The sequence below is a fragment of the Mycobacterium asiaticum genome (assembly GCF_001668675.1).
Taxonomy (GTDB): domain Bacteria; phylum Actinomycetota; class Actinomycetes; order Mycobacteriales; family Mycobacteriaceae; genus Mycobacterium; species Mycobacterium asiaticum_D.
Genome location: NZ_LZKQ01000210.1, coordinates 1 through 24,222 on the forward strand (window position 1 = coordinate 1; position 24,222 = coordinate 24,222).

General features: G+C 67.5%; 24 protein-coding genes and 1 tRNA gene. 10 read left to right on the forward strand and 15 right to left on the reverse strand.

Annotation, left to right across the window (positions count from 1 at the left end; genetic code table 11):
• From A9X01_RS17505 to A9X01_RS17515, 3 genes are all read right to left on the reverse strand, one after another.
• Positions 1-1,613: DNA-directed RNA polymerase subunit beta family protein (locus A9X01_RS17505; RefSeq protein ID WP_495524980.1), on the reverse strand; the 1,613-nt coding region annotated here is incomplete at its 3' end.
• Positions 1,614-2,004: 391 nt separating this feature from the next.
• On the reverse strand, positions 2,005-3,015 hold the full coding sequence (locus tag A9X01_RS17510) for an ABC transporter ATP-binding protein (protein WP_065121948.1): 1,011 nt from the start codon (positions 3,013-3,015) through the stop codon (positions 2,005-2,007).
• A gap of 170 nt (positions 3,016-3,185) precedes the next feature.
• Positions 3,186-4,688, reverse strand: coding sequence for a carotenoid oxygenase family protein (locus A9X01_RS17515; protein ID WP_065121949.1), 1,503 nt, complete (start codon positions 4,686-4,688; stop codon positions 3,186-3,188).
• A 71-nt stretch (positions 4,689-4,759) separates the two neighbouring features.
• On the opposite strand from A9X01_RS17515, the gene A9X01_RS17520 reads away from it, so the two are divergent.
• Entirely contained in the window at positions 4,760-5,431 is a 672-nt protein-coding gene (locus A9X01_RS17520; RefSeq protein WP_065122069.1) for a TetR/AcrR family transcriptional regulator, read from the forward strand.
• A gap of 50 nt (positions 5,432-5,481) precedes the next feature.
• On the opposite strand, the gene rplL is transcribed toward A9X01_RS17520, so the two are convergent.
• The 3 genes from rplL to A9X01_RS17535 form a co-directional block, all read right to left on the reverse strand.
• Complete coding sequence (rplL, locus tag A9X01_RS17525) at positions 5,482-5,877, reverse strand: 50S ribosomal protein L7/L12 (protein ID WP_065121950.1); 396 nt, start codon at positions 5,875-5,877, stop codon at positions 5,482-5,484.
• A gap of 46 nt (positions 5,878-5,923) precedes the next feature.
• A complete protein-coding gene (gene rplJ / locus A9X01_RS17530; RefSeq protein WP_065121951.1) occupies positions 5,924-6,544 on the reverse strand; it encodes a 50S ribosomal protein L10 in 621 nt (206 codons plus the stop codon).
• A 248-nt stretch (positions 6,545-6,792) separates the two neighbouring features.
• A complete protein-coding gene (locus A9X01_RS17535) occupies positions 6,793-7,233 on the reverse strand; it encodes an anthrone oxygenase family protein (RefSeq protein ID WP_065121952.1) in 441 nt (146 codons plus the stop codon).
• Positions 7,234-7,294: 61 nt separating this feature from the next.
• On the opposite strand from A9X01_RS17535, the gene A9X01_RS17540 reads away from it, so the two are divergent.
• Positions 7,295-7,630 carry a winged helix-turn-helix transcriptional regulator gene (locus tag A9X01_RS17540; RefSeq protein WP_253849163.1) on the forward strand — a complete coding sequence of 112 codons (336 nt, stop codon included), beginning with the start codon at positions 7,295-7,297 and terminating at the stop codon, positions 7,628-7,630.
• On the opposite strand, the gene A9X01_RS17545 is transcribed toward A9X01_RS17540, so the two are convergent.
• Genes A9X01_RS17545 through A9X01_RS17555 form a run of 3 tightly spaced genes read right to left on the reverse strand, consistent with a single transcriptional unit; the run spans position 7,623 to position 13,341 of the window.
• Positions 7,623-8,537, reverse strand: coding sequence for an ROK family protein (locus A9X01_RS17545; protein WP_065121953.1), 915 nt, complete (start codon positions 8,535-8,537; stop codon positions 7,623-7,625). The two genes, A9X01_RS17540 and A9X01_RS17545, sit on opposite strands and share 8 nt — an antisense overlap.
• 5 nt (positions 8,538-8,542) lie before the next feature.
• Complete coding sequence (locus tag A9X01_RS17550; RefSeq protein WP_065121954.1) at positions 8,543-9,160, reverse strand: DUF7158 domain-containing protein; 618 nt, start codon at positions 9,158-9,160, stop codon at positions 8,543-8,545.
• On the reverse strand, positions 9,157-13,341 hold the full coding sequence (locus A9X01_RS17555; RefSeq protein WP_065121955.1) for a glycoside hydrolase family 38 N-terminal domain-containing protein: 4,185 nt from the start codon (positions 13,339-13,341) through the stop codon (positions 9,157-9,159). The genes A9X01_RS17550 and A9X01_RS17555 overlap by 4 nt, the downstream gene beginning before the upstream one ends.
• Before the next feature lie 45 nt (positions 13,342-13,386).
• Between A9X01_RS17555 and A9X01_RS17560 the strand changes: the two genes are divergently transcribed.
• From A9X01_RS17560 to A9X01_RS17595, 8 genes are all read left to right on the forward strand, one after another.
• Positions 13,387-13,908: a DinB family protein gene (locus A9X01_RS17560; protein ID WP_065121956.1), complete on the forward strand. Its 522-nt coding sequence runs from the start codon at positions 13,387-13,389 to the stop codon at positions 13,906-13,908.
• A 23-nt stretch (positions 13,909-13,931) separates the two neighbouring features.
• Positions 13,932-14,525, forward strand: coding sequence for a DinB family protein (locus A9X01_RS17565; RefSeq protein WP_065122072.1), 594 nt, complete (start codon positions 13,932-13,934; stop codon positions 14,523-14,525).
• A gap of 40 nt (positions 14,526-14,565) precedes the next feature.
• Complete coding sequence (locus tag A9X01_RS17570) at positions 14,566-15,912, forward strand: ABC1 kinase family protein (RefSeq protein ID WP_065121957.1); 1,347 nt, start codon at positions 14,566-14,568, stop codon at positions 15,910-15,912.
• Positions 15,912-16,817: an alpha/beta fold hydrolase gene (locus A9X01_RS17575; protein WP_065121958.1), complete on the forward strand. Its 906-nt coding sequence runs from the start codon at positions 15,912-15,914 to the stop codon at positions 16,815-16,817. The genes A9X01_RS17570 and A9X01_RS17575 overlap by 1 nt, the downstream gene beginning before the upstream one ends.
• A gap of 89 nt (positions 16,818-16,906) precedes the next feature.
• Positions 16,907-17,767, forward strand: a complete 861-nt coding sequence (locus A9X01_RS17580; protein WP_065121959.1) for a cyclopropane mycolic acid synthase family methyltransferase — start codon at positions 16,907-16,909, stop codon at positions 17,765-17,767.
• A 225-nt stretch (positions 17,768-17,992) separates the two neighbouring features.
• Entirely contained in the window at positions 17,993-18,889 is an 897-nt protein-coding gene (gene mmaA4 / locus A9X01_RS17585; protein WP_065121960.1) for a hydroxymycolate synthase MmaA4, read from the forward strand.
• Between the two features lie 91 nt (positions 18,890-18,980).
• Positions 18,981-19,676 (forward strand): YciI family protein, encoded by a 696-nt coding sequence (locus A9X01_RS17590; protein ID WP_065122073.1) that lies wholly within the window; start codon positions 18,981-18,983, stop codon positions 19,674-19,676.
• Positions 19,677-19,680: 4 nt separating this feature from the next.
• The gene (locus tag A9X01_RS17595; RefSeq protein WP_065121961.1) at positions 19,681-20,898 is read left to right on the forward strand and encodes an RNA polymerase sigma factor; all 1,218 of its coding nucleotides are present in this window, start codon (positions 19,681-19,683) and stop codon (positions 20,896-20,898) included.
• Here A9X01_RS17595 and rplA read toward each other — a convergent pair.
• The 6 genes from rplA to hadC form a co-directional block, all read right to left on the reverse strand.
• On the reverse strand, positions 20,895-21,602 hold the full coding sequence (rplA, locus tag A9X01_RS17600) for a 50S ribosomal protein L1 (RefSeq protein WP_065121962.1): 708 nt from the start codon (positions 21,600-21,602) through the stop codon (positions 20,895-20,897). The genes A9X01_RS17595 and rplA overlap by 4 nt on opposite strands.
• A 72-nt stretch (positions 21,603-21,674) precedes the next feature.
• Complete coding sequence (gene rplK, locus A9X01_RS17605; protein WP_065121963.1) at positions 21,675-22,106, reverse strand: 50S ribosomal protein L11; 432 nt, start codon at positions 22,104-22,106, stop codon at positions 21,675-21,677.
• Positions 22,107-22,155: 49 nt separating this feature from the next.
• A complete protein-coding gene (gene nusG / locus A9X01_RS17610) occupies positions 22,156-22,887 on the reverse strand; it encodes a transcription termination/antitermination protein NusG (RefSeq protein WP_065121964.1) in 732 nt (243 codons plus the stop codon).
• A 31-nt stretch (positions 22,888-22,918) separates the two neighbouring features.
• Positions 22,919-23,401, reverse strand: coding sequence for a preprotein translocase subunit SecE (gene secE, locus A9X01_RS17615; RefSeq protein WP_065121965.1), 483 nt, complete (start codon positions 23,399-23,401; stop codon positions 22,919-22,921).
• 123 nt (positions 23,402-23,524) lie between these two features.
• Positions 23,525-23,597: transfer RNA gene (locus A9X01_RS17620), tRNA-Trp, on the reverse strand.
• A gap of 123 nt (positions 23,598-23,720) precedes the next feature.
• A complete protein-coding gene (hadC, locus tag A9X01_RS17625) occupies positions 23,721-24,221 on the reverse strand; it encodes a (3R)-hydroxyacyl-ACP dehydratase subunit HadC (RefSeq protein ID WP_065121967.1) in 501 nt (166 codons plus the stop codon).
• Between the last annotated feature and the right edge of the window lies 1 nt (position 24,222).

Genomic DNA, 24,222 nt, shown 5'->3' on the forward strand with positions numbered 1-24,222 from the left:
TTGGCCTGCGCCACCACGTGGCGGTCCTCCTCGTCGGCGGTCAGGTAGTGGATCTCGTCGGAGACCACACCGTCGACCACCTTGCGGTACGGCGTCTCGATGAACCCGAACGGGTTGACCCGGGCGTACACCGACAGCGAGCCGATCAGACCGATGTTCGGGCCTTCCGGGGTCTCGATCGGGCACATGCGGCCGTAGTGCGACGGGTGGACGTCACGGACCTCCAGGCCGGCGCGCTCACGGGACAGACCACCGGGGCCCAGCGCCGACAGACGACGCTTGTGGGTCAGCCCCGACAGCGGGTTGTTCTGGTCCATGAACTGCGACAGCTGGCTGGTGCCGAAGAACTCCTTGATCGCGGCGACGACCGGCCGGATGTTGATCAGGGTCTGCGGCGTGATGGCCTCGACGTCCTGCGTCGTCATCCGCTCCCGGACCACGCGCTCCATGCGCGACATGCCGACCCGGATCTGGTTCTGGATCAGCTCGCCCACGGTGCGCAGCCGGCGGTTGCCGAAGTGGTCGATGTCGTCGGTCTCCACCGGCACCTCGATGCCGCCGGGGACGGTCATCGTGGCCTGGCCCTCGTGCAGGCGGACCAGGTATTCGATGGTGGCGACGACGTCTTCCTCGGTCAGCGTCGACGACGTGATCGGCTCGCCCGCGTGCAGGCCCAGCTTCTTATTGACCTTGTAGCGGCCGACGCGGGCCAGGTCGTAGCGCTTCTCCTTGAAGAACAGGTTCTCCAGCAGGGTCTGCGCGGACTCCTTGGTCGGCGGCTCGCCCGGACGCAGCTTGCGGTAGATGTCCAGCAGCGCCTCGTCGGTGCCGGCGGTGTTGTCCTTCTCCAGCGTCGACATCATGATCTCGGAGAAACCGAATCGCTCCGTGATCTGCTCGCTGGTCCAGCCCAGCGCCTTGAGCAGCACGGTGACGGGCTGGCGACGCTTGCGGTCGATGCGGACGCCGACGGTGTCGCGCTTGTCGACGTCGAACTCCAGCCACGCGCCGCGGCTCGGGATCACCTTGACGCTGTGCAACAGCTTCTCGGTCGACTTGTCGATGCTCTCGTCGAAATACACACCGGGCGAGCGGACCAGCTGGCTGACCACCACACGCTCGGTGCCGTTGATGATGAAGGTGCCCTTCTCGGTCATCATCGGGAAGTCGCCCATGAACACCGTCTGGCTCTTGATCTCGCCGGTGTTGTTGTTGATGAACTCGGCCGTGACGAACAACGGGGCCGCGTACGTCATGTCTTTGTCTTTGCACTCGTCGACCGGCGCCTTGACCTCGTCGAATCGCGGGTCGGAGAACGACAGCGACATCGAGCCGGAGAAGTCCTCGATCGGCGAGAGCTCGTAGAGAACCTCTTCCAGGCCACCCACCGGGGTCACGTCCCCGCGTGCGGCGGCGGCCTCACGCCACCGCGGCGCGCCGATCAACCACTCGAAGGAGTCGATCTGCACGTCAAGCAGCCCCGGAACCTCGAGCGGTTCGCGGAGCTTGGCGAAGGAAACTCGGTTGGGGGCTCCAGGCACGGAGCCGTTTGAGGAACTTCCGTTAGAGGAACTTTGTGGGCGATCCGTCTTGCTCTGGCGGAAATCTGCCAAGATGCATCCTTCCAGCACCTCGTGCGACTCACAAAGACCGGGACCACCGGCCAGCTCGCCGCGAATTGTGTCGGTTCGGCCGGCGGACGATCTGTCCGGATCTCACGCGCAACTAGAACTAAGCCGGTTGAGGGGCTCAGGCTTAGACCACGGTGTCAGGTGGCGGGTGAGGTGGGCAGGAGGTGCCAGCGCAACGTCCAACAATAGCGCAGGACGGCGCATTCCTCAACTGCCCAGCATTAGCAGTCCAGGGACATCGGCGCTGGCTGGCATCTCGACTTACCACTGGATACATGCTGCCCAACAGACTGGCCCGTTTACGGCCCGTCGTCAAGAGGGCGGGCCGGGAGTGTTACGCGGAGTTATCGCGGAACCCGGCGGACACCGGGCACTAGTCGCCGAACTCGTGCGACCGGAACTTGTGGGTCCCTTCGAGGTCGTCGAGGATGGCGGCCTGCGCGTTCTTGGGCAGGGTGTGCAGGATCTCGCGCACCCGGGCCTGGCGGCGAGCGACGGCCTTGCGCTCGGGCATGCCGGGGGTAGCGGTGATCTGCGGCGGGACGCCCTCGATCTCCTCGACACCACCGGCGTGGTGACCGGCGTCGAGCAGGGCCTGCTCCTCGGCCATGGTCGCCTCGTCCTTTTCCTCGGACATGCCGATCGGTCCGATCCGGCGGCCGTTGAGGAACTGCCGGACGACGGGCTCGTCGCTGGTCAGCAGCACCTCGCGCGGGCCGAACATGACCAGCTTGCGGCGGAACAGCATGCCCATGTTGTCCGGGACGGTGCGGGCGATATTGATGTTGTGGGTAACGATCAGCACCGTGGCGTCGATCTGGGCGTTGATGTCGAGGATCAACTGGCTCAGGTAGGCGGTACGGACCGGGTCCAGACCGGAGTCCGGCTCGTCACAGAGGATGATCTGCGGGTCCATCACCAGGGCGCGGGCCAGGCTGGCGCGCTTGCGCATACCACCGGAGATCTCTCCGGGGAACTTCTTCTCGTCGCCGCCGAGACCGACCAGGGTCAGCTTCTCCATGACGATGTCACGGATCTCGCCTTCCTTCTTCTTGGTGTGCTCGCGCAGCGGGAACGCCGCGTTGTCGAACAGGTTCATCGAACCGAACAGGGCGCCGTCCTGGAACATGACGCCGAACAGCGTGCGGATCTCGTAGAGCTCCTTGGCCGAACACTGCAGGATGTCGGTGCCGTCGATGACAACCGACCCGCGCTCGGGCCGCAACAAACCGATCAGGGACTTCAGGAAAACCGATTTGCCGGTACCCGATGGCCCGAGTAGGACGCTGACCTCCCCGGCGGGGATTTCCAGCGTCACGTCTTCCCAAATCCTCGAGGAACCGAAGGACTTCGTGAGTCCATTCACCTCGATAGCGACGCCCATGGGGAATCCTTCCGTCGACAGTCGTGCCCGCCACCTGCCCTTTTATGTGGCATGAGTCACTGTAGCGCACGCCTGCCACACGGCATCAGGGATGCGAACGACAGCGGCAAAAATTGGCCGTCCTGAGATCACGCGGAAGCCCGTACGGCACGACTTATTTGACGCACGTGTTAGCCAGTGGGCGCCCAGTTGCCGTGGAAGCCCATCGGCACCCGCTGGGGCAAGTGGATGGTGGCCACCTGCTCGAGCGACTGCGCGTCCAGCAAAACCAGTTGGCCTTCGTCGTGGTCGCGGTGATAGCCGAACCCCATCAGGATGCCGTCGTCCTCAGCGCGGGCCGCGGGGTTGGGCACAAAGGACATCTCGCCGAGTAAAAGGCCGGCGTCGAGCGCAGCAACCTCGCACGACCCGGTCTCATAGTCGTGCTTGTACAGCGCGGTGGACATCTCGGACGCCCCGTTCGAGAGGTAGCCGCCGTCGGTGCCGATGGCATAGCCGAATCGGTGCCGCCCGCCCAGCAGGCCCTCGTTGATGCGCGGAAACTCCTGCGGGCGATCGTCGCGGCGTTCGCTGGTCACCGCCCCGGTCGCGAGGTTGATGGTCCAGCGGTCCAGCGTCGGCCGGCTGTCGCCGGGGCCGCGCAGGTCGCGGTCGAACATCCGCGAGTAGCTGACCACATCGAGCACCAAAACCTCGGCGCCACCGCGCATCTCGGAGTACGCGTTCAGCGGGTGATAGACGTAACACGGCTCGATGTCGAACCAGCGGATGTCCTTGTTGCCGCCCTCGCGCGGCATGACTCCGATGCGCGCCGGGTAGTCGGGATTCCAGCGGTAGGGCATCCGGCTGATCGGCTCGCGATTGTTGTTGATCATCGTGATCACCGGACTGGGAACCCGGACGCGTCCGATCAATGACTGCATCACGAGCCGGGCCGGCAAACTCAACCAACGCGGCACGTTCGTCGGCATCACCTGCACGGGATCGAACGTCACCGGCAGGTCGTAGATCACCACGTATTTGTCGGTCAGGGAGAAATCGTGCATCATCGGCGACCCCGACACCTCGATGTCGACGGTGCGACGAGCCCGTCCCGAGGTGTCGATCACCGAGTACTGCACGGTCCGCCCGCGGGTGAACGCGTAAGACACCGCATGCAATTCGCCGGTGCGGGGATCGCGGTGCGGATGGGCGGTGTAGCCCCCGGACAGGGTGCCGTCGAAGTCGCACGGCCCGTCGGTGTCCAGCTCCTCGGTCAGCCGGTAATTCGCCCCGCCCCCCTCGACGAGCGCAAGCGTTTGACCGGCGTGTTCCAGCACGTTGGTGTTGGGGCCGACGGAGAGCATCCCGGCGCGCGGGTTCAGCCCTTGGGGCGCCGGCTCATGCAATGCTCTGCACACGTGCGCGGTGCGCACCCAGCGGTTGCGATACCAGAGGGCCTGCCCGTCGCGCAGCGCGACCCCGTGCACCATGCCGTCACCGCTGAACCAGTGGTAGACCGCTGGGTCCACCTCGGCGACGGGGTTCGGCCCGTTGCGCAGGTAGCGGCCGTCGAGGTGTTCGGGGATGCGTCCGGTGACGCGCAGATCGTGCGCGGTGACTTCCGCGCTCACCGGCGCCAGGAAGTCCTCGAGGTACGGGTTGCCGGGCTTCGCGGCTGTCGTGGTCGCCATGGCTGAGCTCCTATAACATTGTTATTTCGGCGTTATTGGCACGCTACGCTTCCGATGGGAAGATGGCAACGATGACTTCAGACGTTCAGCGCAGCGTTCGGGAGGAGATGCTGCACGCCGCGGTCGGCCTGCTGGATGAGCACGGGCCCGACGCCCTGCAGACGCGCAAGGTGGCCGGCGCCGCAGGGACCTCCACGATGGCGGTGTACACCCACTTCGGCGGGATGCGCGGGCTGATCGCCGAGATGGCCGAGGAGGGACTGCGGCAGTTCGACGCCGCGCTGACGGTGCCGCAGACCGACGACCCGGTCGCCGATCTATTCGTCGTCGGTGCGGCCTACCGCCGCTACGCCATCCGGCGCCCGCACATGTACCGGCTGATGTTCGGCAGCACCAGCGCACACGGCATCAACGCGCCCGCCCATAACGTCCTGACACTGACGGTCGCCGAGATCGAGCGGCGCCACCCCAGCTTCGCCCACGTGGTGCGCGGGGTGCATCGGTGCATGCTGGCCGGCCGAATCACCGTGGGCGCCCCCGACGACGATGCGTCCGTCGTGGCCACCGCGGCCCAGTTCTGGGCGCTGATCCACGGGTTCGTCATGCTGGAACTGGCCGGCTACTACGGTGACGACGACTCGGCGGTCGTACCGGTGCTTACCGCGATGACTACGAATCTGCTTGCCGCCCTTGGGGATTCACCCGAGCGAGTGGCGCAGTCGCTGCAGTTGGCCAGGCGCTGAACGCGCGAAACCCCCGGGACGGCGGTCCCGGGGGGTCTGCGCGCAGTGACTTACTTGACGGTGACGGTGGCGCCGGCGGCCTCGAGCTTGGCCTTGGCCTCGTCGGCGGCCTCCTTGGCCACCTTCTCCAGCAGCGGCTTGGGCGCGCCGTCGACCAGGTCCTTGGCCTCCTTGAGGCCGAGGCCGGAGACGATCTCGCGGACCACCTTGATGACGCCGATCTTCTTGTCACCGGCGGCCTCGAGGATCACGTCGAACTCCGACTGCTCCTCGGCGGCCTCGGCGGGCGCACCACCGGCGGCGCCACCACCGGCGGCGGCAACGGCGACCGGGGCGGCCGCGGTGACCTCGAAGGTCTCCTCGAACTTCTTCACGAAGTCGGAGAGCTCCAGCAGGGTCATTTCCTTGAAGGCGTCGAGCAGGTCGTCGGTAGACATCTTTGCCATGGGTATGGGTCCTTCCTTGTTTTTTCCAGGTTCCGGGGGTGGTTTGTTATTCGGCTTCGACCGGGGTTTCCGGCGCTCCAGTGGGTGTTTCCGACGCTGGTTCTCCGGCGGCCTCCGCGGCGGGCGCAGGCTCTGCCGGAGCGGCCTGCCCCTCTGCGGCCTTCTTCTCTTGCAGGGCGGCCGCGAGGCGGGCGACCTGCGACGCCGGAGCGTTGAACAGCCCGGCCGCCTTGGCCAGGTTGCCCTTCATCGCGCCCGCCAGCTTGGCCAGCAGCACCTCGCGCGACTCGAGGTCGGCGATGCGCTCGACTTCGGCGACCGTCAACGCCCGGCCGTCCATGTAGCCGCCCTTGATGACCAGCGCCTTGTGGTCCTTGGCGAAGGTCTTGATGGCCTTGGCGGCGTCGACCGGTTCCCCGCTGACGAACGCGATGGCCGTCGGGCCGGCGAAGAGCTCGTCGAGCCCCTCGACCCCGGCCTCCGAGGCCGCGCGCTTGACCAGCGTGTTCTTGGCCACCGAGTAGGTGGCCGCCCCACCCAGCGAGCGCCGCAGCTCAGCCAGGTTGGCGACGGTCAGACCGCGGTACTCCGTGATCAGGGTCGCGGTCGCTTCCTTGAACTGCTCGGCAATGTCTGCAACGGCGGCGGCCTTGTCAGCCCTGGCCATGCCTACCTCCTGAAGTGAAAGTCAATGCGACGTGTCGTCTCGATTCCCCGAAGAACGACGAACGCCCCGGCGCAGAAGCGGCCGGGGCGTGAAAAGACGCCGACGCGGGCCGGCGCTGATGCCTCGTCCTCCTGCGTGGGCCGCCGGGATGCTCCCGGACCTTCAACCGATTGCTCGGTGACCGACGGTCTTCGGTGGATCGGCTAACACAATAGCGTGGCCCCGCGCGATCAGCCAAAACGGCCGCCTCAGGTAACGGCGAGGGCCAGCAGGACGAACACCGCCAGCAGCAGGATCACCCGAGCGCGGTGCCGTCGATCCCAGCGGGCGGCGAGCTCGCGGGAGAGCTCACCGGTGCTCGGCCATTTCGCGATGCGGTTGTTGATCGGCACCAGCAGGGTCACCGTCAGCAGTATCACCGCGGCCATCAGGCCGGCGGCGATGCCGCACAACCAGTCGCGCTGCTCGCCGCGCTCCTGCACTGCGAGGGCGGCCACCACCAGCAGGACGACGGCGTACCAGAACGGCATCGTCGTGCCCAGCGCTCGCGCGGCACCGCCGCGGGCCGCGCGGAAGCCGTCGTCGGGCAGCCGCGCAATGAGCGGGTGGAAGAAGACCGCGACCCCCAGCTCCACGCCGACCAACAGTCCGGTGATCACAACCGCGAGCGCGTCGATGCTGTTGTTCATGGCAACGACACTGGCGGTTATGCTGCCAAATATCAAGGTACTGACAAATTAGTCAGCGGAGGTGCTCGTGGCCGTATCCAAGAAGGAAGTCAGCGACTGCCCGATCGACGCGGCGCTGTCGGTGATCGACGGCCGCTGGAAGGGCACCATCCTGTGGCGGCTGTGCGACGGCCCCATGCGCACCGCCGAGCTGCGGCGCAGCATTCCCGGCATCACCGAGCGCATGCTCATCCGGCACCTGCATGAACTGGTCGACGCCGGGATCATCGAGCGCCACGACGCGCGCACGGTGCCGCCGTGCGTGCATTATTCGATTTCCGAATACGGCAGGACGCTGGGCCCGGTGCTGGCGAGCCTGTGCGACTGGGGCCGAAAGCACATGCAGCGGGTCAGCTGAGGCCCGCAAGCCGGGCCGCGCCGATCAGCCCGGCGTCACCGCCGAGCTCGCCCGGCACCACGCGCAATCCGGACAAGAAGTCCAGGCCGGCGTATTCGGCGAGCTTCGCCCGCAGCGGGTCGAAGAGCAGCGGCCCGGATTTGGCGACGCCTCCCCCGATCACCACGAGATCCAGGTCACACACCGCGCCGACCGAGGCGATCGTCGCGGCCAGCGCGTTGGCCCCGTGGTGGAATGCCTGCTGGGCCAACGGGTCTCCGGCCACCGCCGCGGCGGCCAGGTCGCTGGCGCCGGCGCCGGACGGCGCTGACCAACCGTTCTCTCGCGCCCGGCGCACCATCCACGGCCCGGAGGCGACGGTCTCCACGCAACCGTGACCACCGCAGGCGCAGGGCCGGCCGTCCAGTTCGACCACCACGTGCCCGACGTGACCGGCGTTGCCGGTGCGCCCCGAGTATGGGGCGCCGTCGAACACCAGTCCGCCGCCCACCCCGGTGGAGACCACCATGCCCAGCATGAATTGGGCGTCCGCGTCTCTCCCCGCTCCAATCCAGTGCTCCGCCAGGGCCATACAGACGCCGTCACCGGCCAGCACCACGGGTAGTCCGGGCACCGCCGCGGCGACCCTGTCGCGCAACGGAAAATGGTCCCAGCTCGCGATGTTGATCGGACTGACGGCTCCGCCGCGCAGATCGATCGGCCCGGCCGACGCGATCCCGACGGCGCCGACCGGAGAGTCCGCGGCCTGCAGCGCGTCGGTGATCATCGCTTCGACGACGGCCCAGACGTCCTCGGCGGCGGGCGTGATCGGTGTGGGGCGCACGGCGGTGTACACCAGCTTTCCACCCGAATCCGCGAGCGCGACAGCGATTTTGGTGCCGCCGATGTCCAGGCAGAGGGTGAGCATGGCGCTCAGTGCCGGTGGGTGTTGTCGGGTTGGCGAGGGTCGCCGGGATGCTCGTAACCGGGTGCCAGCTCGACCAGCGCGGCGCGGCGCGCGTCCAGCCAAAGCCGGAAGGCGCGCCGCTGTGCGGCGCCACGCAGATGCCCTTCGATCGCCGATCGCACCTCGTGCAGCGGTGGTGCCGCTGACGCCGTTGTGCGCCAGCCGTTTTCGCCCTGTTGCGGCGCGGCGAAGCGAAGCGGATTGCGGACGTGATAGGCGGCCACATCGCTGTCGGCAACCCGCACCGCGGCGGTGACCTCGGCAAACAGCGCACGGGCACGCGGGTCGGCCAGCGCGGCCGCGGCGACGCTGCCGATCTCCAGCCGGGCCGTCACGTCGGGCAGCAACTCGGCCTCGGACGGCGCGCCCCGTCCGCTCAGCCCGCGCGCGGCCACCTCGGCGGCGAGCATCCGCTCGGTGACGATCAGTTGGGTCAGCCAGCGCCGCAGTTGGCGGCCCTCGCTGGTGCCGCTGACCGGCAAGCCGGCCGCGAAGCGCGAGGTGCGCAGCCGTGCTTCGGCGTCGTCGAGCACGCCCACCGCAAGGGGCACCCCGGCAACGGTCGCTATCGGCTCGACGCTCATGTCACCGTCACTTTCACCGCCGGCGAGTAAACCAGTCGGCCCGCGCAGCCGATCCGCACCAGCGCCCACCACTGGCCGGGTTCCAGCCAGGCCGGCGGTGTCAGCCGGAAGCCTAGGTCGACGGTGGCGCGGGCGGGTAACACCGCGCCGAGCGCGCCGGGACCCATCCATTCCCAGGTGCCCCACGGGCTGATCAGATGCGCCTCCAGATTCAGGTCGGCGCAGGCGTGGCTGCCCACCGTTAGGGTCAGGGTGCCCGCTTCGCCTGCTTCGAGCGTGACCTCGGTGGGACCGTCGGCCAGGTAGACGAGCTCACCGGCAGCCGCGCCCACCGTCACCACGCAGACATCCTCGACGGGCTGGCGCCAGCAGGCCGGGACCTCGTCGCCGGTGAGGCGCAGTTCGGCGTGGACCGGGTACAGGCCGGGTTCGGCGCGCGCCGGGACAGACACCACCACGTCGGTGTGCAGGTGGTCGCCGCTGGGCAGGGCGAAGGGCAGCTCGGCGGGCGTGGCCGTCCAGCCGTCCGGACACCGCAGGGTGACCGTGCCGCGCAGCGTGGCGTCGGTGCTGTCGCCGGCCGCGGTGAGGCGCAACGTCACCGCGTCGCCGGCCTCCCCGGTCACGCGCGGCGGGTGCAGGTGGGCGACCGCCGGCAGCCCGCCAAGCGGCGCGGGGCCGCGATTGTGCAGCCAGTACCGCGCGTACAGCGGCTTCGCGGCCTCGGCGTGCTGGATCGGGTCGGGGGCGCCGGTCGCTGCCCGGGTCGCGCCGAAGCAGGCCAGCACGGTCGCCACCTGGTAGCCGTGCAGCTCGACCGAGGAGACGGGTTCGGGGTGCGTTTCCAGCAAATCGGCGCGCTGCAGGTCGCTTACCGCCGCGACGTCGGAGTCGATGACGACGCGGGCGCCCGCGCCGGTGGTTTCCACCAAGCGCAGCGTGACCGCGTTCGGGTCCAGCGGCGCCGCGCTGCCCGCGGCCAGTGGGTTGCCCGCGGCCTTGAGCGCGGCCAGCTGTACCGATTCGGCGGGCTCCACGCGCAGCAGCGACCCCGCTGGCGGCAGCGCTGCCCTTCGGCTGCCCGATGCGACGGCGAGCAGCGGTTGGGAGAACTGCGCACTGCGGGTGGGGATCTCGGCCCGCCGCCAGTCGCCGGCCCCGCTGACCAGCGCGTAATCGAACGTGTGGGTCCAGTGCTGCAATTGGAAGCTGGACCCGTCCGGCGCGGTGCGGCGCGGGTCGTCGATCCAGATGCCCGACGGCCAGCCGGTGCAGGATCGCATCAGCGCGGTGTGCAGCGTGCCCTCGGTGTCGACGGCGAAGCTGGGCACCCCGCGGTTGAGCACGGCGACGGTACGGTCCTCGAAGACGCCCGTCCCCGAGGGCGGTTGCTGCGACACGGTGATCTCGGCGTCGCCGAGGTCGTCGGCCACGGCGGCGATCGCGGCCCGCAGGCCGTCCTCGTCGTGGCCGTCGATGACCAGCACCGGCAGCGCGCGGAGCGCACGCAGGTCGGCGTCGGGCACCCACACGGCGTCCAGCGGTGTGGCGGCCGGCACCCATACCCGGGCCCGGCCGGTCGCCACCAACTGGCGCTTCAATTCTGCGGCGTACGCCGGGGCGTCGGCCAGCACGGCCGCGGCGAAGGCGTTGCGGGCGGGCCCGCCCAGAGCGATGCGGACGTCGGGCAGATTGGAATCGACCTCGAGGTTGCCGTAGCGCGGCTTGTCTGCGGAGCTGCAGGTGGCCGTGACGCCGGCGCGGACCAGCGCGACCATCAGCTCCCGGGCCAGCGGACCGGACACCGCCTCGGCCGGGGAAACCACCTCGGCGACGGACATCGCCCGCATGCCGGTGTCCGAAAAACGGACCCGTGCCGCCGAGGACAGGCCGAACCAGCCATACGCCGGGTTGTCCAGGGTCCACAGGTGCTCGGCGGTGTCCACCGAGCGGGGGCCGTCGTGCAGCAGCGCAAACCCGCGGCCGACGACGGCGTCACCCACCTCGCTGACCGGCATGGCGCCCGGCACCGGGCACGGCCAGCGCAGCCGCATCAGCTGATCGGCGCCGCTGAACTCGTCGATCGTGGTGCGGCACTGCACCCGGTCGACGCCGTGCCACAGTGTCAGGGTCTGGGTGTAGCGCAGCAGCGTGCCGATCCGGCCGTGCACCACCACCCGCTGACCGAGCGGCCCATGGAAGGCCTGCACCCGCGCGGGACCGTCGGACGAGCACACCACCGGCCCCTTGGGCAGCAGATGCCACGGGCCCTCGCCCTGGTTCGGGTGCGCCTGATACTCCTCGTAGACGGCCAGCTCGTTGCCCACCCGTCCGTCGGCGATCAGCTCGCGTCCGTCCTGGGTCAGCGAGGCGACTCCCCCGCCGCGCGCCGGGTCGACCTGGGCGCGGTAGTGCTCGTTAGCGATCACAGATCCCGCCACCGGTTCCCAGCCGGTCGGCTGGCCTCCTGCGCCGGGCACCAGCCGAAACGCCCGCCAGCCCAGCGACGGCACCTCGCGCGCCAGCCAGCTCACCGACCTGCCGTCGTGCTCGACGTGCGCCGCCAGCTCGACACCGTCGGCGTCGAGCACCCGAACCCGGGTGCCCAGCGGCGGGTCGAGGCGCACGGTCACGACGTCGGTGCGCGGGCAAGTCAGCGGATTCCACACGACCACGTCGCCGTCCATCGCGCCGGACAGCAATGCCAGCGAGTTGTCGCGGGCCGCGCGGCCCAGCTCCCAGGCGTCACGCCATCCGGTCAGCAGGTCGAGGTACACCTGGTCGGATTCCGAGCCGGTGATCGCGTCGTGGTGTGCGCCGTAGACCAGCTGCACCCAAGCCTTGGCCAGGGCGGCCTGTGGATACTGGGCGCCCGTCAGCAGCCCGGCGAACACCGCGAAGCGCTCGGCCTGCAGCACGGCGTTCTCGGCGGACCGGTTGGCCTGCTTGGTGTCGATGTAGGACACGTCCTTGCCGGTGTAGATCGGGTTCATGTCCCGGGTCTGGGGCGACGGCGCGCAGTCGCTCAGCGCGAGTTCGGCGCGCACCGCCGCGAAGAACTCGCACGGCAGCGCACAGACGAACCGCGGCCAGGTGTAGCGCGCGGCCCAGTCCCGGTGGATCTCGGTGACCCACTTGTTGGGCGGGGTGTAGTCGGTGCCGACGGGCAGCAGCACATTGCGCGTCAGTGCGACCTTCTTGAGCTGATCGAAGAGTTCGTACGTGGCGCTCTCGGCCTCGCCCAGCGACGGCGCGGAATCCATCCACCAGCCCGCCGAATAGTGCGCGGGCATGTAGTGGGTGAGCAGGCCGCGGCCCGACGGCGAGATCCACTCGAACTCGCTGCAGAACTGCATCCGCTCAACGCCGCGCGGTTCCGGGCCGCTGTCGGGGCCGCCGTGGGCGGGACCCCACTGGTGGTGCGGTCCCCTGGCCCATGAACTCGACGTCAGCCCCGCGTCGGCGGCCATCCCGGGGAATTGCGGATCGTGGCCGAACGCGTCCAGCTGCCACGCGGTGGCCGGGTTCGCTCCCACGACATGCCGCTGAAATCCCATGCCGTGCACCAGGTTTCGAATGGTCGTCTCGGGGCTGGTGAGGTTGGTGTTGGGTTCGTTGTAGGTGCCGCCCATCACCTCGACGCGGCCCTGGTCGATGAACCGGCGCAGATCGGCCCGGTCCTCGGGGCGGGTGTCCCAGTACGGCTTGAGGTAATCGACCTCAGCCAGCACGAACTTGTAGTCGGGGTCGCGGCGCGCCATCTCCAGATGCGCATGCACCAGGTCGAAGCCGTTCTGCTGACGGGCTCGCCCCGGCGGGTCCTCGGCCCACTCGCTGGTATAGGCGCCCTGGGTGTTCCACCACACCGGGTCGTAGTGAAAGTGGCTGACCATGAACATGGTCCAGCCCGGTTCCGCCACGGTGAACTCGAACGGCAGCCGCTGACCGCCGGCGTGCGCTCGCGCGGGCCGGACCTGCCCGGCGACCGGGTCCTCGACGGCCACCGCGATCTCCACGAGCTCGTCGCCGATGTCGGCGACCGCCTCCCCGGTCAGACCGTCCCCGTCGATGCGGACCCGCGTCGGTTTGGTACACCCCACAAGACCGAGGCGCACCAGTTGCAGCGGCGTCTCGGGCGGTCCGACGAACAGCTCGGTCGAGGCCACCGAAGTCACCTGCATGCCCGCACCTTACGGCGACGCAGGATGGCTGGAAAGGTGACCGTTATGGCGGATCTGACGACCCAACTGGCTGACCAACTCGACTGGCACTGGCGCAATCAACTGCGCCGACGCCTGGACGGCCTGACCGACGACGAGTACTTCTGGCAACCGGTGCCCGACTGCTGGACCGTGCATCCGGACGGGTCGATCGACTTCGCGTTCCCGACGCCCACCCCCGCGCCGTTCACCACAATCGCGTGGCGCATGGCGCATATCATCGTCGGCGTCTTCGCGATGCGCGCCCATCACCATTTCGGCGGACCGGCCGCCGATTACCAGAGCTGGGACTATGCGACCGACGCCGCCACCGCGCTGCGCCAACTCGACCAGGCGTATGCGGCGTGGATCAACGGCGTGCGGTCGCTGTCCGCCGCGGACCTGACCCGCCGCTGCGGTGCGGCCGAAGGACCCTACGCAGACTACCCGCTGAGCGAGCTGGTCTTGCACATCAATCGAGAAGCGATCCACCATGGTGCCGAAATCGCTTGCTTGCGCGACCTTTACGTCCACAGCAGAAGGGATTGAAGATGCCCGCCCTCGCCCCGCCGGTGGCCGACGAACGCAGCGCCCTGCGCGAATTCCTGGCGTACCACCAGAGCGCGTATTTCGCGGTCAGCCACGGCCTCACCGACGACCAGGCCCGTTCCACGCCCTCGGTCAGCGCCCTGTCGATCGGCGGGCTGGTCAAGCACGCCACCGGAATGCAACGCAGCTGGATGGCGCGCGTGGCCGCCGCGCCGGACGCGCCGCCGAGAGACCCCCGCCCGTTCGAGCAGATCGCCGCGGAGTTCGCCGATCAGCACGTGATGCGGCCCGACGAGACGCTAGCCGGGCTGCTGGCGGCGTTCGAGGCGCAGAACGCGACATCGCTGCGGCTGGTGGAGACCGCCGACCTGGACGCGGCGGTGCCGGTTCCGCATGACATCCCATGGTTTCCCAAGGATCAGCAGGCCTGGTCGGTGCGCTGGGCGATCCTGCACGTGATCAACGAGCTGGCCAGGCATGCCGGGCACGCCGACATCATCCGGGAGACGATCGACGGCGCCACCATGTACGAGCTGATCGCCGCGCGGGAGGGCTGGGCGATCGAGGGCTGGGTGCAGCCCTGGAATACCGAGGAAAGCGGTCGGCGCCCGAGTTGACGATTGGGACTCATCCGTGCGGGTTTGGCACACTGCACTGATGAGCTCTACCAAACATCGCGAGGGGGCCAAGCTCGACCGGGTCCCGTTGCCGGTCGAAGCGGCGCGGGTAGTCGCGACGGGTTGGCAGGTCACCCGCACTGGCGCTCGCATCCTCACCAAGCTGCCGGGTAGGGGTCCGTGGCAGCAGAAGGTGATCAAGCAGCTGCCGCAGACCTTCGCCGACCTGGGACCGACGTACGTCAAGTTCGGACAGATCATCGCGTCCAGTCCGGGGGCGTTCGGCGAATCCTTATCCCGGGAGTTCCGCGGCCTGCTTGACCGGGTGCCACCGGCCGACTCCGGCGAAGTGCACAAGCTCATCGTCGAAGACCTCGGCGGTGACCCGTCGGAGCTGTTCGCCAAATGGGACGAGACGCCGTTCGCGTCGGCTTCCATCGCACAGGTGCACTACGCCACGCTGCACACCGGCGAGGAGGTGGTCGTCAAGATCCAGCGGCCGGGTATCCGGCGCCGGGTCGCGGCCGACCTGCAGATCCTCAAGCGTTTCGCGCAGGCCGTCGAACTGGCCAAGCTGGGCCGCCGGCTCTCGGCGCAAGACGTCGTCGCCGACTTCTCGGACAACCTGGCCGAGGAGTTGAACTTCCGGCTGGAGGCCCAGTCGATGGAGGCCTGGGTGTCGCACCTGCACGCCTCCCCGCTGGGCAAGAACATCCGGGTACCGCAGGTGTTCTGGGATTTCACCAGCGACCGGGTGCTGACCATGGAACGGGTGCACGGCATCCGGATCGACGACGTCGCGGCCCTCCGCAAGGCAGGCTTCGACGGCGTCGAGCTGGTCAAGGCGCTGCTGTTCTCGCTGTTCGAGGGTGGGCTGCGGCACGGGCTGTTCCACGGCGACCTGCACGCCGGCAACCTCTACGTCGACGATAAGGGCCGCATCGTCTTCTTCGATTTCGGCATCATGGGCCGCATCGATCCCCGCACCCGCTGGCTGCTGCGCGAGCTGGTGTACGCGCTGCTGGTCAAGAAGGACCACGCCGCGGCGGGCAAGATCGTGGTGCTGATGGGCGCCGTCGGCACCATGAAGCCCGAGGCCGAGGCCGCCAAGGACCTGGAAAAGTTCGCGACCCCGCTGACCATGCAGACGCTGGGCGACATGTCCTACGCCGACATCGGCCGGCAGTTGTCGGCACTGGCCGACGCTTACGACGTCAAGCTCCCCCGCGAGCTGGTGCTGATCGGCAAGCAATTCCTCTACGTCGAGCGGTACATGAAGCTGCTGGCGCCCAGGTGGCAGATGATGTCGGATCCGCAACTGACGGGCTATTTCGCGAACTTCATGGTCGAAGTCAGCCGCGAGCACTCCTCCGACGTCGAGGTCTGATGGAGGTCCGCACCGGAAACGCCACGTCAGGCGACTTGAAGCTGTACTACGAGGACTTGGGCGACATCGACGACCCGCCCGTGCTGCTCATCATGGGGCTGGGCGCCCAGCTGCTGCTGTGGCGAACCGCGTTCTGCGAGAAGCTGGTCGGCCACGGCCTGCGCGTCATCCGGTACGACAACCGCGACGTCGGCCTCTCGAGCAAGACCCCGCGTCGCGGCGCGGGGCAGCCGCTGGTGACGCGGTTGGCGCGCTCCTTTGTGGGTCTGCCGAGCAAAGCGGCGTACAAGCTCGAGGACATGGCCGACGACGCCGCGGCCGTGCTCGATCACCTGGGCATCGAGCAGGCGCACATCGTGGGCGCTTCGATGGGCGGCATGATCGCCCAGATTTTCGCCGGGCGATTCCAGCAGCGGACGAAATCACTCGCAATCATCTTCTCCAGCAACAATTCGGCGTTCCTGCCGCCACCCGGGCCTCGCCAATTGCTGGCGCTCATCAAGGGACCGGCGCCGAGCTCGCCGCGCGACGTGATCATCGACAACGCCATTCGCGTCAGCAAGATCATCGGCAGCCCGCGATATCTGGCTTCCGAGGAGCAACTGCGGGCGGAGGCCATCGAAAGCTACGAGCGGAGCTACTACCCGTGGGGCGTCGCCCGGCACTTCGACGCCGTGCTGGGCAGCGGCAGCCTGCGTCGCTACAACCGCCAGACCACCGCACCCACGGTGGTGATCCACGGCCGGGCCGACAAGCTGATGCGCCCGTCCGGCCGGCGCGCCGTGGCGCGGGCGATCGATGGGGCCCGACTGGTGACATACGACGGCATGGGTCATGATCTTCCACAGCAGTTGTGGGATCAGGTGATCGGCGTGCTAGCGAAAAACTTCAATGAGGCGCGCTAGCCAAAAACATTTGACGCAAAACGCATCCCCGTGATTTTCGGTACATGTCGCAGGGTTGTACGGTTGGCACAGAAGGGTGGGTGTCGCAAATGGCCAAGCTGAAGCCGTATTACGAAGAGTCGCAGGCGACCTACGACATTTCGGACGACTTCTTCGCGCTGTTCCTCGACCCGAACATGGTGTACACCTGCGCCTACTTCAAGAACGACGACATGACCCTGGAAGAGGCGCAGCTCGCCAAGATCGATCTGGCGCTGGACAAGATGCAACTCGAGCCGGGAATGACCGTGCTCGACGTCGGATGCGGCTGGGGCGGCGCCGTGGTCCGGGCGGTGGAGAAGTACGACGTGAATGTCATTGGCATCACGCTGAGCCGCAACCACTACGCGCGCACCAAGGCGCGGCTGGCGGCGATCCCGACGACACGACGCACCGAGGCCCGGTTGCAGGGCTGGGAAGAATTCGACGAGCAAGTCGATCGAATCGTCAGCTTCGAGGCCTTCGACGCATTCAAAAAAGAACGCTGGCCCGCGTTCTGGGATTGGGCTTATAAGACCCTTCCCGAAGGGAGCCGAATGCTGATGCACAGCATTTTCACGCACCCGCAGAACTACTGGCACGAGCACGGCATCACGATCACGATGTCGGATCTGCGATTCTTGCGCTTCCTCGGCAAGGAAATCTTCCCCGGGGGGAACATGTGCGGCGAGCCCGATATCGTCGACAATTCCCGAGCCAGCGGATTCACGCTCGAGCACACCCAATATCTGCAACCGCATTACGCGCGCACGCTCGACATGTGGGCGGCCAATCTCGCGGCAAATCGCGAACGCGCCATCGCGATCCAGTCCGAAGAGGTCTACGAGCGGTTCATGCGCTATCTGACCGGCTGCGCGGAGCTTTTCCGCAAAGGCATCTCCAACGTGGCGCAGTACACGCTCACCAAATAGCGCCAGGCCGGGCCGCGCCGACACGTCCCCGTCGAGGTGGGTCGGCGTGAGTCAGTTCACCCTGGAAAAGTAGACTTCATGTCTGCGGCCGGGACCGCGACGCGCACGTGCACCCTTTCGGATTCACGTCTCGACGTTGGGTATCGTTGCAGGTCACACGCGACCCCCGCCGGTGCGTGCGCGGATCGCAGGAAGTGCACCTCATCGGAGGAGAACAGGACGAAAATGGCTGAGCAACCGACTAGCCCGACGAAGACGCGGACGCGTTCGGAGGACATCCAGGCGCATTACGACGTCTCCGACGACTTCTTCGGTCTGTTCCAGGACCCGTCCCGGATCTACAGCTGCGCCTACTTCGAGCGCGACGACATGACCCTGGAAGAGGCCCAGTACGCCAAGATCGATCTCAACCTGGACAAATTGGACCTCAAGCCGGGCATGACGCTGCTCGACATCGGCTGCGGGTGGGGCACCACCATGAAGCGCGCCATCGAGCGATTCGACGTCAACGTCATCGGCCTGACGCTGTCCAAGAACCAGCACGCCCGCGCCGAGGCGTTGCTCGGTTCGATCGACAGCGAGCGCTCGCGCCAGGTTCGCCTGCAGAACTGGGAGGACTTCAACGAGCCCGTCGACCGCATCGTGTCGATCGAGGCCTTCGAGCACTTCGGTCACGAGAACTACGACGACTTCTTCAAGCGGACGTTCGACATCATGCCCGACGACGGCCGGATGACCGTGCAAAGCAGCGTCAGCTACCACCCGTACGACCTGGCGGCGCGCGGCAAGAAGCTGAGCTTCGAGACGGCGCGGTTCATCAAGTTCATCGTCACCGAGATCTTCCCGGGCGGCCGGTTACCGTCCACCCAGATGATGGTCGACCACGGCGAGAAGGCGGGATTTGTTGTGCCCGAACCGCTTTCACTGCGGCCGCACTACATCAAGACGCTGCACATCTGGGGCGACACGCTCGAGTCGAACCGGGACAAGGCCATCGAGGTCACCTCGGAAGAGGTTTATAACCGCTACATCAAGTATCTGCGCGGCTGCGAGCACTACTTCACCGAGGAGATGCTCGATGTCAGCCTGGTGACCTACCTCAAGCCGGGAGCCGCCGCCTGATTCTCGGCGGCTGTCGGATCGGCGCTGCGGCGTTCGTCGAATGGGTAGAGAGTGGAGCACGGGGCTTCGCTCACAACCGGAGGTGACGAACATGCAGTACTTCGCGCTGTTGATCAGCCAAGAGCAAGACCGCACACCCGACGATGCGGCCGCCGCGATGGCGGAATGGGAGAACTTCCACGCCAAAGCCGGCCCCGCGATCAAGTCTGGAGATGCACTGGCTCCCGCCGCAGCGGCGGTCATCACCGGCGGCCCGGACGCGCCGGTGGTCACCGACGGGCCCTTTGCCGAGACCGCGGAGGTGGCCTGCGGCTACTACTTGTTCGAGGCGGAAAACCTCGACGAGGCGCTGGCGCTGGCGCGCGACGTCCCGCTCGCCGCGTTCGGGGCCGTGGAAGTGTGGCCTACGGTCCACTCAGTTGAGCTGTCCCGCAAGCTCACCGGCAACGACTGGCTCGCGCTGCTGCTGGAGCCGCCCGCCTCCGCCCACACGCCGGGCACACCGGAGTGGGAGGCGGTGGCAGCCAAGCACGCCGACCTCCACGCGGCCGCGGGCGATCACATCATCGGCGGTGCCGCGTTGCACGACCGATCCACGGCGACGACCGTGCGCGTGCGCAACGGCGAGGTGCTGATCACCGACGGGCCATACGTGGAGGGCGCCGAAATCGCTACCGGGATCTACCTGCTGGGCGCCGCAGACCGCGACGAGGCCGTCAAGATCGCCTCGATGATCCCCGCCTCGACGGTGCAGTTGCGGCAGCTGGCTGGAGTCTCGGCCCTCTAAGAGCATGGCGAACCTGGACGGCGTCTTCCGCCGGGAATGGGGACCCGCCGTGGCCGCCCTCGCTCGGTGGTCCGGTGACCTCACCGTCGCCGAAGACGCCGTCCAGGAGGCCTGCGCCGAAGCGCTGCGCACCTGGCCGCACGATGGGGTGCCCGCCAACCCGGGCGGCTGGCTGGTAACAGTCGGCCGTAACCGGGCCCGGGACCGGCTGCGCCGCGAGTCCGCGCGTCCCGGAAAGGAATTGGCGGCTGTGCTGGACGACATCAGGGCGCGTACCGATCGCACCGACCCGCATCCGGTTCGCGACGACGAGTTGCGGATGATGTTCACCTGCGCCCACCCGGCGCTGGACCGGCAGTCGCAATTGGCCCTGACGCTGCGGCTGGTCTCCGGTTTGACCGTCGGCGAGATCGCGCGTGCGCTGCTGCAGACCGAGGCGGCCATCGGTCAGCGAATCACGCGCGCCAAGAACAAGATTCGGCACGCCAACATCCCGCTGCGGGTGCCACCGCCGGAGTTGCTGCCCGAACGCACCCCGCACGTGTTCGGTTGCGTCTATTCGGTGTTCACCGAGGGCTACTGGTCGACCGCGGGACCGTCGGCCATCCGGGACGACCTGTGTGACGAAGGGATCCGGCTGGGCGCGGAGTTGTGCGCGCTGCTGCCCGACGAGCCGGAGGCGCACGCCTTATCCGCCCTGATGCTGCTGCATGATTCGCGGCGCGCGACCCGGGTGGACGATACCGGGATGCTGGTGCCGCTCGAGGACCAGGACCGGCGCCGGTGGGACCGCGGGCGCATTTCGCGCGGGCTCGACCGGTTGCGGCGCGCCCAGGGGTCGACGGGCGCCTATCTGCCCCAGGCGGTGATCGCCGCGCTCCATGCCACGGCGCCGTCCTGGGAGCAGACCGACTGGGTGAGGATCTGCGCCGCCTACGACCGGCTGTTCGGACTGACCGAATCGCCGGTGGTGGCCGCCAATAGGGCGCTGGCGATCGGATTCCGCGACGGCCCCGACGCCGGCTTGGCCGCCCTGGACAAGGTGGCACAGGACCCGCGGCTAACCCGCTCCAATCTCGTCGCGACCGTGCGCGCGGACCTGCTGCGGCGCGCGGGGAGAACCGCCGCTGCCCTCGACTGGTATCGAGTGGCGTTTCAGGCCAATGGATCCGACCCCGGCCGCGCGTTTCTGCGGCGCCGCATCGTCGAGTGCGGGGGTTAGCCCTCCGAGAAGTTGCGGGTGACGGCCGGGTCGACCGGGATGCCCGGTCCGGTGGTCGTCGAGACCACGATCTTGCGCAGGTAGCGGCCCTTGGAGGCGGACGGCTTGAGCCGCAGCACCTCGTCCAGCGCGGCGCCGTAGTTCTCGGCCAGGGCCTTCTCGTCGAACGAGGCCTTGCCGATCACGAAGTGCAGGTTGGCCTGCTTGTCGACGCGGAAGTTGATCTTGCCGCCCTTGATGTCGGCGACGGCCTTGGCGACGTCGGGAGTCACGGTGCCGGTCTTGGGGTTCGGCATCAGGCCGCGCGGACCCAGCACCCGCGCGATACGACCCACCTTGGCCATCTGGTCGGGAGTCGCGATCGCGGCGTCGAAGTCCAGGAACCCGCCCTGGATCTTCTCGATCAGGTCGTCACTGCCCACGATGTCGGCACCGGCGGCCTGCGCCTGCTCGGCCTTCTCGCCCACCGCGAAGACGGCAACCCGGGCGGTCTTGCCCGTGCCGTGCGGCAGGTTCACCGTGCCACGCACCATCTGGTCGGCCTTGCGCGGGTCGACACCCAGCCGGATCGCCACCTCGACGGTCGCATCCTGCTTGGTCGATGACGTCTCCTTGGCGAGCTTGGCCGCCTGCAGCGGCGTGTAGAGGGTGTTGCGGTCCACCTTCTCGGCGGCGGCGCGATATGCCTTGCTGGTCTTGCTCATTGAATATCCAATCTGTGTTGGGTCGTGGTCGGCGGGCCGAAGCTGGCCCTCCCACGCGTTCTCGAGGGGTTACTACTCGACCGTGATGCCCATCGACCGGGCGGTGCCGGCGATGATCTTGGCAGCGGCGTCGATGTCGTTGGCGTTGAGGTCGGTCTTCTTGGTCTCGGCGATCTCGCGAACCTGGTCCCAGGTGACCTTGGCGACCTTGTTCTTGTGCGGCTCGGCCGAACCCTTCTGCACACCGGCGGCCTTGAGCAGCAGCTTGGCGGCAGGCGGCGTCTTCAGCGTGAAGGTGAAGCTGCGGTCCTCGTAGACGGTGATCTCAACGGGGATGACGTTGCCGCGCTGGTTCTCCGTCGCGGCGTTGTACGCCTTGCAGAATTCCATGATGTTGACGCCGTGCTGACCCAGCGCGGGGCCGACCGGCGGCGCAGGGTTGGCCTGCCCTGCGGTGATCTGCAGCTTGATCAGCCCGGTGACTTTCTTCTTCTTCGGGGCCATGAGATGTCGAACTTCCTTCCTGGTTTTGCTTAGTTCAGTGCCCAGCGGGCTAAATCTTGGAGACCTGGCCGAAGGTCAGTTCCACCGGCGTCTCGCGGCCGAAGATGGAGACCAGCACCTTGAGCTTCTGCTGTTCGCCGTTGACCTCGCTGATCGTGGCCGGGAGCGTGGCGAACGGCCCGTCCATCACCGTCACCGACTCGCCGACCTCGTAGTCGACCTCGACGACCGGCCGTTCCAGGCCGCCCGTCTCCGCGGCGGCCGCGGTGCTCGCGGCCCCCTTGGCGGCCTTCTTCGCCGAGCCCGGGGGCAGCAGGAACTTCACCACGTCATCGAGCGACAGCGCCGACGGGCGCGAGGTGGCCCCGACGAACCCGGTCACGCCGGGCGTGTTCCGGACGGCGGACCACGAGTCGTCGGTCAGGTCCATGCGCACCAAAATGTAGCCCGGCAGCACCTTGCGGTTGACCTGCTTGCGCTGGCCGTTCTTGATCTCGGTGACCTCTTCGGTGGGAACCTCCACCTGGAAGATGTAGTCGCCGACATCAAGGTTCTGCACGCGGGTTTCGAGGTTGGCTTTGACCTTGTTCTCGTAGCCGGCGTAGGAGTGGATGACGTACCAGTCGCCGGGCTTGCTACGCAGTTCCGCCTTCAGCGCGGCGGCAGGGTCGACGTCTTCAGCGGGGGCCTCTGCCTGAGGGGCATCCTGAGTATCGACAGCTTCGACATCCTGCACGTCGACCGCCTCACCCGCGGACGGGTCACCGTCGAAGGTAGTCACGGTATTCAGTCCTCTCTATCACTCTCGAGTCTCAGCCGAACACCAACAGCACGAGCTTGCTCAGACCCAAGTCGGCACCGCCTACCAGCGCCACCATGAAGGCCAGGAACACCAGCACCACCGACGTGTAGGTGAGCATCTGCTTACGGTTCGGCCAGATGACCTTCCGCATCTCGGCTACAACCTGCTTGAGGTAGGTGTAGACGAAGAGGAAGGGGTTGACCGAGCCGGCTTTCTTCGGTTTCCTCGCCTTGTCTTTCTGGGTCGACTTGGCCTTCCCAGACTTTCCGGCCAACTTCGCGGCGTCCTTCTTGGACGAGCCCTTGCCGGCCGCTTCGGTCTCGACGGACTCGTCGTCGGTGTCGTCTTCGGCCTCCACGACACGCGCCCGGGTCCGCTTGCCCGTCGGGCGCTGCGGCCGCGCCGCCTTGGTCACCACGGCCGTCCGGCCACCGTCCTTGGCGTCGCCGCCGTCGCGTGTGGCGTCGTCGGCAACGTCGCCTTCGTCGCTCACCGCATGCTCCTTTGTTCGTCAGCTATCTCGCGAGCCATTCCGCTTCGGTTGGCCACTATTCCAGTGTCCACCATATGTCCGGCTCCTCTTCAGGCCATACCGGCCTGCGTCGTCACCTCTCAGCAGGGGCGACAGGACTTGAACCTGCAACCTGCGGTTTTGGAGACCGCTGCTCTGCCAGTTGAGCTACGCCCCTATCACCCGGGGCTTACATGACTCGCGCGCTCCCCGTTCGGCAATCGCGAACCGACGGACAGCGCGCTTGTAATGGGAAAACCCCGAGGTCCGAGTGTACATCCAGGTGGGAGTCAGATACTAATTAGGCGGTTCTGATGACCTGCCCGCTTTCTTTGTCCCATTTCAGCTGGATCGAATTGTCGCCCTCGTGCCCCATCAGGGTCGTATAAGCCTCCAAAACCAGGACGCCATCCTGGTTGTGGCAGAAGTTTTTCGTGACCACGATGTCGGCGCCGAACCGCTCGTTCACACTTTCGATGCGCAGGCTGCCGTAGAGCTTGTCGCCCACGTGTATCGGCGCGTGGTAGACGAACTTCTGGTCGACCTGCACGATCTGCATGGTTTCGAAGCCGACGTCGACGTTGCGGAAGAAGTCGTCCTGGATGAGCTTGGCCAGGATCGTGACGAAGGTCAGCGGAGCGACGATGCGGTCATAGCCCATCTCGGCGGCCGCGGCCTCGTCGTGGCAGGCCTGGTCCTCGCACTTGACCGACCGAGCGAATTGCCGAACCTGCTCCCGGCCCACCTCGAAGTAATCGGGGTAGCGCCAGCTCATCCCCCGGATATCTGTCTTGAGGGCCATC